At 57.5% G+C, this 12,666-nt stretch carries 7 protein-coding genes; 4 read left to right on the top strand and 3 right to left on the bottom strand.

What is annotated here, in order from left to right:
- Positions 1-75: 75 nt before the first annotated feature.
- Together pbpC and AC6I4B_RS06690 are read right to left on the bottom strand one after the other, a co-directional pair.
- Positions 76-2,388 carry a peptidoglycan glycosyltransferase PbpC gene (pbpC, locus tag AC6I4B_RS06695; protein WP_497771973.1) on the bottom strand — a complete coding sequence of 771 codons (2,313 nt, stop codon included), beginning with the start codon at positions 2,386-2,388 and terminating at the stop codon, positions 76-78.
- Position 2,389: 1 nt separating this feature from the next.
- Positions 2,390-7,339 carry an alpha-2-macroglobulin family protein gene (locus tag AC6I4B_RS06690; RefSeq protein ID WP_497770484.1) on the bottom strand — a complete coding sequence of 1,650 codons (4,950 nt, stop codon included), beginning with the start codon at positions 7,337-7,339 and terminating at the stop codon, positions 2,390-2,392.
- 271 nt (positions 7,340-7,610) lie between these two features.
- On the opposite strand from AC6I4B_RS06690, the gene AC6I4B_RS06685 reads away from it, so the two are divergent.
- The 4 genes from AC6I4B_RS06685 to AC6I4B_RS06670 all read left to right on the top strand — a co-directional run bounded on the left by AC6I4B_RS06685 (position 7,611) and on the right by AC6I4B_RS06670 (position 12,224).
- Positions 7,611-9,155: a PTS transporter subunit EIIC gene (locus AC6I4B_RS06685; protein WP_497770483.1), complete on the top strand. Its 1,545-nt coding sequence runs from the start codon at positions 7,611-7,613 to the stop codon at positions 9,153-9,155.
- Positions 9,156-9,168: 13 nt separating this feature from the next.
- Positions 9,169-10,533, top strand: a complete 1,365-nt coding sequence (locus AC6I4B_RS06680) for a 6-phospho-alpha-glucosidase (RefSeq protein ID WP_497770481.1) — start codon at positions 9,169-9,171, stop codon at positions 10,531-10,533.
- A gap of 75 nt (positions 10,534-10,608) precedes the next feature.
- The gene (gene sseA, locus AC6I4B_RS06675; RefSeq protein ID WP_497770480.1) at positions 10,609-11,454 is read left to right on the top strand and encodes a 3-mercaptopyruvate sulfurtransferase; all 846 of its coding nucleotides are present in this window, start codon (positions 10,609-10,611) and stop codon (positions 11,452-11,454) included.
- A complete protein-coding gene (locus AC6I4B_RS06670; protein ID WP_497770478.1) occupies positions 11,454-12,224 on the top strand; it encodes a MurR/RpiR family transcriptional regulator in 771 nt (256 codons plus the stop codon). The genes sseA and AC6I4B_RS06670 overlap by 1 nt, the downstream gene beginning before the upstream one ends.
- Here the strand turns inward: AC6I4B_RS06670 and AC6I4B_RS06665 are convergent.
- Complete coding sequence (locus AC6I4B_RS06665; RefSeq protein WP_497770476.1) at positions 12,198-12,662, bottom strand: hypothetical protein; 465 nt, start codon at positions 12,660-12,662, stop codon at positions 12,198-12,200. The genes AC6I4B_RS06670 and AC6I4B_RS06665 overlap by 27 nt on opposite strands.
- Positions 12,663-12,666 lie beyond the last annotated feature (4 nt).

Genomic DNA, 12,666 nt, shown 5'->3' with positions numbered 1-12,666 from the left:
CGCTTTCCGCCGGATAGCACTGCGCACTCCCTAGAAGCGACGAGATAAAACGTCGCGCCCCTCGGGAAAGGCCACTTATTGTAACGTGAAATTAACCACGGCCATTTGCCCCGCCTCATCCATCACCAGCAGTTGATAGGCCGCAGGGCTGTCTAATTCCAGGCTGAGATTATCCCCCGCCACGCGCTGCGGCTCGCCGTTGAGAAACCACCAGCGTCGCCCCTCGCCACCAACAGACTGTATAACGACCTTCGCACTCCGCTCACCCGGTAAACGCCGGATAATCGCCCCTTCGCGCACACCGGAAAGCAGCAATGGAGCCACGTTTTGCGCCTGACGCGGTGGGCAAACCGATGATATTGGCGGCAACCTTGCGGCACGGCGCTCTGCGGCGGGGAGCCACGGCTCCAGCGGTAGCGGCCAAACATCAATATTCACCTGCCGCGCATCCGGGCAATCTGCAGCCACGCGCTTGCCCTGCGCGTCCAGCCACACAGGGAAACGAATCCCCTGCACGCCTTCTTGCTCCGGTAATAACAGCGTGGGCGGCAGGCTATTATCCAGCACCCACGTTGACAAACGCCGCCGACAATTACTGTCTCCGGCGGCTAATGGCTGCCCGCCCGGCCAGCAAATCTCTGCTGCACTCACCGATTGCGGTCGCGGATCGCGAAGTTCTTGCTGGCGTGACGGCCTCGACAACAGCAGGTTGTTCACCTGGTTGAGCAGCGGTATCGCGCTGGCAAAACCAAACTGCCCTGCCACCGGTGTGCCGTCTGGTCTGCCGGTCCAAATCCCGATACTGTAACGGCCATTAAGGCCAATCGCCCACGCATCGCGATAGCCATAGCTGGTGCCAGTTTTCCACGCCAGCGGCACGTTTTGGGAGATCGACGCATCGGGAACCGGTTGCGCTTCCCCGGCCAGAATACGGCGAATAATCCATGCTGAACCTGGCGACAATAGCGGGCGTTCGACCAACGGGTCGCTTGCCAGCATCCGCAATTGCCCCACTTTTCCTTGACGTGCGAAGGCGCTGTAGGCGGCGGTGATATCCGCCAGACGCGCCCCTGAGCCGCCGAGAATCAGCGACAAATTCGGCTCTGCACCATTAGGTAATATCAGCGGCAGCCCCGCATTACGCAGACGAGCGGCGAACTGTTTTGGCCCGTAGGCGTCCAGCACCTGCACCGCCGGTAAATTGAGCGAGCGCACTAACGCATCGCTCATACTTACCGGCCCATGAAAGCCGCTGTCGAAGTTGCCAGGGCGATAATCACCAACCCGGCGTGGCACATCTTGTAACAATGACGCCGGATGAATCAGCGCACTGTCGAGCGCCATACCGTACAAAAACGGTTTCAGCACCGATCCCGGCGATCGAATAGCTGTCACCATATCGACGTGACCAAAGCGGCTGTCGTCGGCAATATCCACCGATCCCACCCAGCCACGCACTTTCATGTCCCGGTTATCGACAACTAACATCGCCAGCGAGCTGCGCGGCGGCATCCGTGATTTCCAGTTCAACGCCAGCTCTTCCAACTGGCGCTGCATCCCCGCGTCTAGCGTCGTGACAACTTTTTCGTCACGGCTACGCGCCAGCATATGGCGTGAAAACAGTGGTGCAAGCTGTGGCATTTGGCGTGGGAACAGCCATACGGCTTCTTCTTTAGCCTCTTTCACCACGCGGTCAGGCCAAACCCGTTGAGTGAGCATCCGGTCGAGCACTTTATTGCGCGCGGCCTGCGCCCGTTGCGGCCAACGATCCGGACGCAAGCGGCTGGGCGCTTGCGGCAGTACCGCCAGCAGTGCCGCATCGGCGTAGCTGAGTTGCGCAGGCGGCTTGCCAAGATAGGCCCAGCTCGCTGCGCCAATGCCTTGCAGCGTGCCGCCAAACGGCGCACGGTTGAGATAAAGCGTGAGAATATAGCGTTTAGAGAGATGCCATTCCAACTGGAAGGCGCGCCACAGTTGGCGGAATTTGCCACCGAAGGTACGAGGATGCGGGTCAAGCAGCCGCGCAACCTGCATGGTCAGCGTGCTGCCCCCCGAAACCACTCGCCCAGAGCTGAGATCCTGCCAGGCGGCGCGGATCACCGAGAAAGGATTCACGCCGGGATGATCCCAGAACCAGCGATCTTCATACTGGATCAACGCGTCAAGATAGCGCGGCGACACCTCTTCCAGCGTCACCGGATAACGCCAGATCCCGTCAGCATCGGCAAAACGCCACAGCGGGCTGCCATCTTCCGCCACCACCACTCGCGCGGGGGTCACTTCATGCAACGGCAGCGGCCAGCGTTGGTCAGCCAGAAAAATACCGACGATGCACAGCCCCAGCGCCCCTGCCAGATAGCAGAGGCGTTTTCGCCACACGACGCGCATCTTACGGTACGACAATCAGCATATCGTCTGCCGCACCGGTGGCGCGCCAGCCCGGTACATACATTGATTCAACCTGTGATGGCGGCACGTGGTAAGTGCCAGGCATCACCGCGCGCGCCAGATAAATCAGCGTCACGGGCTGATTGGCATTCACCGCTACCGCCGCCACAAAGCGATCATCGCGGAACTCGATGTGCTGAATATCCGCCTGCTGCATTTGGTTGAGCCATTCCTGCACGCCGCTGCCGTTGTCCTGCAAATTGGCACTGCTGTTCGCCAGGTTTTGGTTTTCCAGCTCCAGCCCGGCAGGCAGCATGTCAACCACCAGCGCATCCGGCACATTTTCGCTCGCGTTGACCGTCAGTTTCACCAGCACCAGGTCGCCGCTACGCAAAGAAGACAACGATTTTAGCTCCCCGTCCGTTCCCAGGAATTGACGTTCGATGTGAAGAACGTGGCTGGCTGGCGCTGGCGCATTTTCTGGATAGCCGTTGCTATCAAGGCGCAGCCACAGCGGCTGTTCGCCACGGTTGGTCACCTTCAGCGTCGAAAGCTGTTCACCGTCCAGGTTACGCGTCAGGGATTTGTCGCCCTGTAACAGAGCGCTCTCAAGCGAAGTCTGCGCCTGCCAGTTGCCCGGTAAACTCAGCAGCCCTTTTGCTGCCAGGAACAGCGCGTTGTTTTCCTGCGTTGATAGCCAGCGCTCGCTAAAAGTTTGCTCGGAGAGCGTTTGCAGCAGCGTATTTTGCGCATCCGGCAACAGTTTGTTCTCTTCCATCAGGAACAGCATCATGGCGTTGTCGCGAAGCTGACTGCCGTAATCTGCCAGCCAGCGGGTCTGGTCTGAACGTGGCGTCGCTAACGCTAACTTAAGCGCCTGTTCGCTGCGTGGGGCATCGCCCATCGCTTTGAGCGCGATTCCCAGTTGCATCAACGGCAGGCCAGATCGCACCTGTTCGCGGCGCTCCCGCAGCTCGCGCAACGCCCCCAGCGGGGCTTTTTGCTGGCGCGCCAGTACCAAACCTGCATAAGCCTGAATCGCAAAGCGGCTGGCGGCGGAGTCATCACTGTAGCGAACGCTCATCAACCCAGGTTCTTGCAGATAACGCAGCATCCGGTTGTTGCCTTTATTGAGCGCATCCGCCGGAACGCTGTAACCCTGCTCGGCGGCACGCACCAGGAAGTCCATGCTGTAAGCCGTTAGCCAATACTCCTCTGGGCCGTCTTTATCCCACAGGCCAAAACCGCCGTTATCTTTCTGCATTTGCAGGATTCGTGAGATACCGATATCCACCGCCGCACGGCGTTTTTCGTCGCTATCACCGGCGATACCCAGCGTTTTAAGCTGTTCAGCATTGGTGTACAACTGCGGGAACAGGCCACTGGCGGTTTGCTCCAGACAGCCGTAAGGATAGGCTTTCAGTTCACGAATATAACGCGCCAGGTTCAGCGGCGGTTTGCCGCTTAACAGCAGTTGCCCTTGCAGTGTCGCAGGGGAGAACGCCGCGTTCTGATCTGGCGGAACGCTCCAGCTTTCACCCGGCTGTAGTACCGCGCCGTTATTCACCGTTTGCGCCGGGAAGGCCGGACGAACGCCGATTTTCCACTGTTTCTGTAGCGCAGCCAGCGTTTCGCCCGGCAGATTCATTCCCGAAACGGTGACGTCTATCGCGCCATCGCCAAAGCCATCGCGGGCGCTGACCGGCACAAACAACGTCTGGCGCGCGCCCGGTTCCAGCGTGACCGAAGTGGTCGGCGAATTTTGCAATTGCACCAGCCCGCTGGCGGCAATCTGCACATTCAGCGTCTGCGGCGCATCGGTGAGATTGGTGACATCCAGCGTCAGGCGCGCACTGTCACCTCCCGCGAGGAAGCGCGGCGTATTCAGCTCCGCTACCACCGGTGCGGCAACCACCACTTTCTGCTCACCGCTGCCAAAATCTTCCGCCGTCCACGCCTGCGCCATTACCCGCAGCTCGCCGTTAAAGTCGCCGATAGGCAGCGTGACCGTGCCCTCGCCGTTATCGTCGAGCGTCACTGGCTGCGCCTGTTGGGCAATAATAGTCACATGGTTAACCGGCGGTTTACCGCCACGGTTTAGCTCGTCGCCATCGCCGCCAAAGCGCAGGCTGGCAAGCCGCCCCTGCCCTTCAATCACCTGACCGTAAACATCGTAAATATCAGCGCCGTAGCGTTTCTGGCCGAAGAATGCCAGCCACGGATTTGGCGTCGCGTAATCGGTAATGTTCAACACGCCGCTATCAACCGCAGAAAGCAGGACGTTCACCTGTTTCGGCGCAGCGCCCTCTTTGCGGCTGACTTTCACTTTGACCGTCAGCGGCTGGTTAGGGCGCATTTTTTGCGGGCTATCGAGGGCGATATTCAACTGACGCTGTTCATCGCCTAACGGTAAATGCAGCACGCCCACCGCCCGTTTTGGCGTCGCAGACTGTGATTTATCGCCGGGGCGAATCACCAACGTGCTGAGGTAAAGATCGTGGCGGTTCCAGCTTTTATCGACCGGAATGGCCAGATCCATCCCCTGCGCAGGGACGTCAATTTCCTGCCACCACAGCGGCCCGTCGCTGGACTCAACCATCGCATAGCCTTTACCCGCCGTAGGGGCAGCAATGTGCAATTTGATGGTATCGCCTGGACGATAGTTCGGTTTGTCCAGTTTCAGCGTGACTCTGTCCGGGCGCGCCGCGCCGCTGCCATCGCTGTTGTCCTGCCAACTGTAACCGGCCCAGAAGCGCACACTGCTGACCATTTCGTTTGGCGCTTTCACCTCCAGGCGATAAGCGCCCCACTCGACCGGGAAGCTGACTTTGCCGGTTTCATCGGCTTTGAGGCTCAGCGATTGCTCGCCTTCCACTAAATCTTTTTGATCAAAACGCGACTGCCAGCCTTCGCCTTCTGACCAGTTCCAGTAGTAGTCACGGCGTTCGCGAATCAAGCGCACCTCAAGGTCAGAAACGGCTTTTTTCTCACCTTCAGCATTGCTGTAGACAATATCGAACGCGGCCTGGCTGTTTTCATCGACAATCGGCTGATTCACCGTACTGCTGGTGCGGTAGTCATACACCGCTTTGCTGGCAAACTGCGGGCGAATCCCTGGCAGCGCATCAGCGGGCCAAATGGCCTGCGTTGCGCGGCGCGTCACCGGACGGCCACCCGACTCCAGCAGGCTGGCTTGCAAAATCACCTGTAGCGGCGAGTGCGTTTCTTGCCATTGGCTGGCGGTCACCACTTGGCCACGCCCTTGTTCATCCAGCGTCAGGCTGGTGTCATCAAGGCTACGAGAGGTGTTTTCTTGCGCGATGTCGCCAAATTCAAAGCCAGGCAACGCCGCTACGGCATCACGCAACGGGCGCAGGAACAGTTTGCCTTGCAGGCTATTGCCGTTTGCCGGTGCGCCGTAAAGGTAGTAACCCGCCACGCTGAACTTAACGTCAGCATCAGCAGCCAGCGGCGCGGTCTGCGACGTTATATTTAGCGCCATTCGCTCTGGCATAAAATCTTCAACGTGGAAATCCCACTCGTGCTGTTGGTTGTCACCGGTATTGGCGCGAATATGCCACATGCCGGTTGCCGCACCGCCATCCAGCGGGTAAGTCAATTGATACAAGCCGTTCACCGGCTGGCTTACCACACTGCGAATCACCTGACCGTCGGGTTTCACAACGTCGAGTTTAATCGGCTGTTCCGCCAGCGGTTTCCCGTCGCTGTCGCGCAGCAGCGCGTTCAGAATCACCGTCTCGCCAGGGCGATAGAGGTCACGCGGGCCAAACATAAACAACTGTTTGCGATAGCCTGGCTCCCCGTCGCCCTTCACATCAAACTCGGCTAAATCCAACGCCGGGAGTTTGAGGTCAAGTAAGGTGGTTTGCCCCTCTTTTCGCGCCAGTAATAGCGCGGCGTCTTTGTCGGTTTGCAGCGTCGCGTGGCCGTGTGTATCGCTGGTTGCCTGCGCCAGCGTCTGGCCTTTCTCGTTCAGCAACGTAAGCTCAACCTTCGACTGAGCCGCGCCGTTTTCCAGGCTTTGGGTAAAGACATCCAGTTGGTTGTGGTAGCGGTGCAACGACACCCCGATATCGCTCAAGGTGAACAGCGTTGCCGCATTACTGTAGTTGTATTGCCCTGCGGGGTTCATCACCGCGATATAAACACCGGATTGCTGCAACGGCGCAATGTCTTTCAGCGGCAGCAGCAGTTTTTCTCGCGTGTTGCGCGCAGGGTTGAGGTCAAAGCGCCCGCTGTAGACCAGATCGGCCATTTTCAGCAGTTGATCCGACTCCCAGTTGCTGAGCGCGCTGCGGTATTCCCATTGGCTAACAAACGCCGCCAGCGATTCCGGTTTCACACGGAAGAAATTAACATCAACATTTGGCACGTTGAGCGCCATCACCGGCAGCCCTTCCACCACTTTTCCAGGTAATAGAGAGCCACGGCTGGCAAAGCCAACGCTTGAGGCGATGTCGCGGGTGGTCAGCGTTTTTTCCACGCTGCTGCCAAAGGTGGTTTTATTCAGTGCCGCCAGAGCGCTATCCACCGTCACAATCAAATCACGTTTCGGTTCGAGATGGCGTAGGCGTAGTTCTTTCAGGTTGGGCGACAGCTCCCAGGCGCCGTCCACTTTGCCGCTCTTTTTATCCACCACATGAACGGTTTTGCTGAAGTCCTGGTCAGGATTGAGCGCAATCGAGAAGGTCAGTACCAGCGTGGCAGCACCATCGAGTTGCACTTCAGAAGCGTCCAGCAGCGTGAGCGTTTTGCCTTCGCTTTGGGCCGCCATCTTCGCTAGCTGGGCGGCATCGGGTTTTGCGGGCGTTGCCGCCGCTTTTGACGCGGATGCAGAAAGCGATGGGGAGTCGCCGTTGTTATCACATCCGGCGAGCGTAAACGTCATTGCCAACGCAAGCGCCAGCGTAGGGAAACGAAAGGGTTTCATCCTGTAACCTCTGACTCATAGAGTCTGTCTATGTTATCACCACAGTATTATGCCCGATGACGCAGAGCGCCAATAGCTAACTATTTCTCAAATCCCCCCCAAAGGCTTTCGGGCTTGAGTGTTACTGCGATCACAACACGCAACGTCACATGTAACGTTGTGCGTACTTTGTTTTTAAAACAACAAGATAGCTAGATTAACGCCGCAAACTGCTGCTACCGTTTGCGGGTCGTTTCACCTTACGTATGCGGTTCAATACTCGGAGAACAATATGAAAAGAGCCGTCAATGCCCTACAAAATTTTGGTAAATCCCTCTATGGCCCGGTACTGATTCTGCCGATTGTGGGCCTGTTTATCGCCTTTGGTAACGTGCTGGGCAATGGCAGCCTGGCCGAATATCTGCCGTTTCTGGGCTACCCCGCCGTGCAGCATTTGGGGCAGTTGATTGCCAAATCAGCGGTTTCACTGCTGGTTAACCTGGCGATGATCTTCGCCGTCGGTATTCCGATTGGCCTTGCCGCTCGTGATAAAGGCTACGCCGCGCTGTTGGGGCTGGTGACGTTTATCGTTTTTATCAATGCCATGAATGTCACCCTTCAGATGCAGGGCGAACTCGCGCCAGCAGACCAAATGCGTACCGCCGGGCAAAGCATGGTGTTGGGCGTGCAAGTACTGGAAATGGGCGTGTTCGCCGGTATCCTCACCGGCGCACTGACGGGCTTTTTGTATAACCGCTACTCCGGCGTGCAGTTCTCCGGGGCGATGGCGATTTACTCAGGGCACTGTTTTGTCACCATTATTATTCTGCCGGTTGCCATTCTGCTGGGCGTGGTGATGAGCGAAATCTGGCCATTAGCGCAGCATGGTATCAGCGCACTGGCGCTGGCGATTAAAGGCTCGGGTTCATTTGGTGTGGCGATTTATGGCTTTCTGGAGCGCATTTTAGTGCCCACCGGCCTGCATCATCTGGTGTATACGCCGTTTCTGTACACCGAACTGGGCGGTTCACAAGACGTTTGCGGCTCGTTGTATCAGGGCGCGCGTAATATTTATTTCGCCGAGATGGCCTGCCCCGACGTGAAACAGTTGAGCAGCACAGTGGTGTGGGACGCGCGCGGTATCAGCAAAATGTTCGGCCTGCCCGCCGCCGCACTGGCGATGTACGTGACGGCAAAACCGGAGCGCAAGGCTGCCGCAAAAGCCATTTTGATCCCCGCTGCGTTGACATCCATGCTGGTCGGCGTAACCGAACCGATTGAGTTCTCCTTCCTGTTCGTCGCCCCGTTGCTGTTCGTGGTTCACGCGGCGCTTACCGGCATCGGCATGATGCTGTTCTCGCTGTTCGGCGTCCACGCGATTGGCGCAAACGGCATTATCGATTTCATTCTCTACAACCTGCCGCTAGGAACCAGCAAATCCAACTGGCCGATGTACATCGTGGTGGGACTTATTATGTTCGCCCTCTACTTTGTCATCTTCCGTTTCTTGATCCTGCGTTTCGATATGAAAACGCCGGGGCGCGAGGACGACGACCAGCAAACCAGGCTCTACAGCAAGCAGGAGTATCAGGCGAAGGGCAACAATGATGGCCTCGGCTCCAGCATTATTGAGGGGCTGGGCGGTCGCGAAAACATTGAAGTGGTGGATAACTGCTACACCCGTCTGCGGGTCACGGTGAAAGACGTTGCGCGCATTAACGAGCCACAGCTCAAAGCGACCGGTGCCAAAGGCATTATTAAGCAGGGTAATAACGTTCAGGTGGTCTACGGGCTGCATGTCAAAAAGATGAGAGAAGCCGTTGAGATGGTTCTCTGAAGGAGGCTATAACATGTTGAAATCCCCATTCATTCTGTCTATTGCTGGCGGTGGCAGCACCTATACGCCGGGTATCGTGAAAAGCCTGATGGTGCGCCTGAGCGATTTCCCGCTGGCGGAAATCCGCCTCTACGATATTGATGAAGCGCGGCAAAATACCTTCGCGCCAGTGGTGGAAAAGGTCATTCGCGACCATAGCCAGAGCATCAAATTCACCGTGACCACTTGCGCGGAAACGGCCTTCAGCGGCGCGCATTTTGTTTTTGCCCAAATGCGCGTTGGCCAGTACAAAATGCGCGAGCAGGATGAAAAAATCCCTCTGCGTCATGGCGTGGTCGGGCAGGAAACCTGCGGGCCTGGCGGGCTGGCTTACGGATTGCGCACTATCCTGCCGATGGTAGAACTTATCGATATGGTCGAGCGCTATGCCGACCCGAAAGCCTGGATTGTTAACTATTCCAACCCCGCCGCCATCGTCGCCGAGGGCATCCGCCGCCTGCGCCCACAGGCACGCGTGCTGAATATTTGTGATATGCCGGTCGCCGCCATGCGCAATATAGGCGCCATTCTCGGCGTCGATCGCCATAAGCTAGACGTCGATTATTTTGGCCTCAACCACTTTGGCTGGTTTACCCAAGTGCGCGTCGATGGCGAAGACAAGATGCCGGAGCTGCGCCGCCACGTGGCAAAATTCGGCCTGCTGACGGAAGACGCCGCGCAAACCGACCCACAGCACGCCGACCCATCATGGGTGAAAACCTGGCGCAATATCAAGCCGATGATGGACTGCTTCCCTGAGTATCTGCCCAACCCATATTTACAGTATTACCTGATGCCCAACCAGATTGTCGCGCACCAGAACCCCGACTATACCCGCGCCAATGAAGTGATGGACGGGCGCGAGAAAAAACTGTTCGCTGCCGCCGTGGAGTACCAGCGCACTGGCGTATTACCGGACGCCTTCCACGTTGGCGTACATGGGGCATTTATTGTCGATGTCGCCTGTTCACTGGCCTTTGACCTGCGCCAGCGACACCTGGTGATTGTTGAAAACCAGGGCGCTATCGCCAATCTGCCCGATGACGCGATGGTTGAAGTCCCGGCCTATATCACCGCCAATGGGCCTGAGCCAGTGCGCATGGGCAACGTACCGCTGTTCCACCAAACGTTGCTGTTGCAGCAGTTGGCATCAGAGCAGTTGCTGGTAGAAGCGACGCTTGAAGGTAGCTATGAAAAAGCGCTTCAGGCCTTTACGCTTAACCGCACCGTGCCGACGATGGAACACGCCAAAGCGATCCTGGATGAGATGATTGCCGCCAATCAGGATTACTGGCCACATTTGCAACGCAAATGGCAAAAGGGTGAAGCAACGCGCTAATAAATCGACGGTCGCTTGTCGGTGTGAGCAAAAACACCGACAATCCCTTTAAGATTCGTCAATGGAGGGGATTTTATGACCACATCTTTTTTTGTTGCCGCCGACTGGGTGGCTGAGCATATTGATGACCCGGCAATTCAAATTATCGACGCCCGCATGGCAACACCGGATCAACAACATCGCTGTCTGAATACTGAATACCGCGCCGGGCACCTGCCGGGGGCGGTTTTTTTTGATATCGAAGCCCTCTCTGATCACACCTCGCCTTTGCCTCACATGCTGCCGCGCCCGGAAGCCTTTGCGGTTGCGATGCGCGAGTTGGGCGTCAATCGCGATAAACATTTGGTCATTTACGACGACGGTAACCTGTTCTCCGCGCCGCGCGCATGGTGGATGCTGCGAATCTTCGGCGTCGAAAAAGTGTCGATTATGGCAGGCGGTATGGCGGGCTGGCTGCGCGATGAACGGCTGCTGGAACAAGGCGACGTCGATATTGCCGACGGCGAGTTTGACGTCACCTTCACGCCGGAAGCGGTTAAACGGCTGACCGATGTCCTGCTGGCCAGCCACGAAAGCACCGCGCAAATCGTTGATGCCCGCCCTGCTCCGCGCTTTAACGCGCTGGTTGACGAGCCGCGTCCTGGCCTGCGTCGTGGGCATATTCCCGGTGCGCTCAACGTGCCGTGGGGCGATCTCGTGATTAACGGAGAGCTGAAAACCACCAACGAGCTGGAGGCTATTTTTGCCCGTCAGGGTGTCGATTTGCACAAGCCCATTATCGTTAGCTGTGGTTCTGGGGTGACGGCCGCCGTGGTAGCGCTGGCGCTGGCAACCCTGGACGCTCGCGACGTGACGCTATACGACGGTTCCTGGAGTGAATGGGGCGCGCGCGCCGACTTACCCATTGAGCCTGCGCAATAATGGATAATCGCCTGGCCCCGCTCCTGTCGCGCGGGGAGTCACTGACCCGCGCCGAATATCGGGTATTGGCCCATTTAACGGAGCATCCGTTACTGGTAGGCAATATCACCGTGCGTCAGTTGGCGCAGGCGACGTTCGTTTCCACCGCTACGATTATGCGGCTGTGCCAGAAACTGGGGTTTAGCGGCTACAGCGAGTTTATCTGGCACTGCAAAACCCTGCTGGCCGAAACACCGCATATCGCCGCTCAGCCGGGCGAGTCCGGCGATCTTCCGGCGTTGTTTAACCGCTTTATCGCCAACTATCAGCAAACTTTCCAGTGGGCAACAGCCCAAAAACGCCAACGCTTTACGCACCTGCTGCGTGAACAGGAGCGTTTTTTCCTCTATGGCGCGGGGTTTTCTTATCTATTTGCTGAATATTTCACCAAGAAATTGCAGGTATTAGGCAAAACGGCGTTTATCTCCGGGCCTGGCGACAGCCGGAATATTTTCCTCAGCAACGCCTCGCGTTATCAGGTTTTTATTGCCGTGTCGCGCAGCGGTGAAACCGAGCAGGTGCTCGATAAAGCGCGCATCGCCCGTAATGTGGGTATGACGGTGGTCGCCTTTACCCGTGCATCAGCCAACCCGCTGGCCGAACTCGCCGACCTGCATTTTGCGCTATATGACGAAGCGGTGCACTTCGCCGCCGAAGCCGCAGGCGTGACATCGTTTGAGTCGAATTTGGTGCTGTTAATGGATTTACTGCTGCTGGAAGCGACGGGGTAGATACGACTCACGCTTGTCGGGCGCAGTTACGGGGCTTTTGCCGGATGGCGGCGTGAACGCCTTATCCGGCCTACAGATATTGCGAAATCGTAGGCCTGATAAGCGCAGCGCCATCAGGCAGTGCGCTGTAACATTGCCGGATGGCGGCATGAATGCCTTATCCAGCCTACAGATATTGCGAAACCGTAGGCCAGATAAGCGCAGCGCCATCAGGCAGAGCGTTGCAACATTGCCGGATGGCGGCGTAAACGCCTTATCCGGCCTACAGATATTGCGAAACCGTAGGCCAGATAAGCGCAGCGCCATCAGGCAGTGCGCTGTAACATTGCCGGATGGCGGCATGAATGCCTTATCCGGCCTACAGATATTGCGAAACCGTAGGCCTGATAAGCGCAGCGCCATCAGGCAGAACGCTGCAACATTGCCGGTTGGCGGCATGAAT

The organism is Kluyvera fluvialis (genome assembly GCF_059725275.1).
Note: the sequence above shows the minus strand (reverse complement) of the source record. Positions and strands in the feature narration are given on the sequence as shown.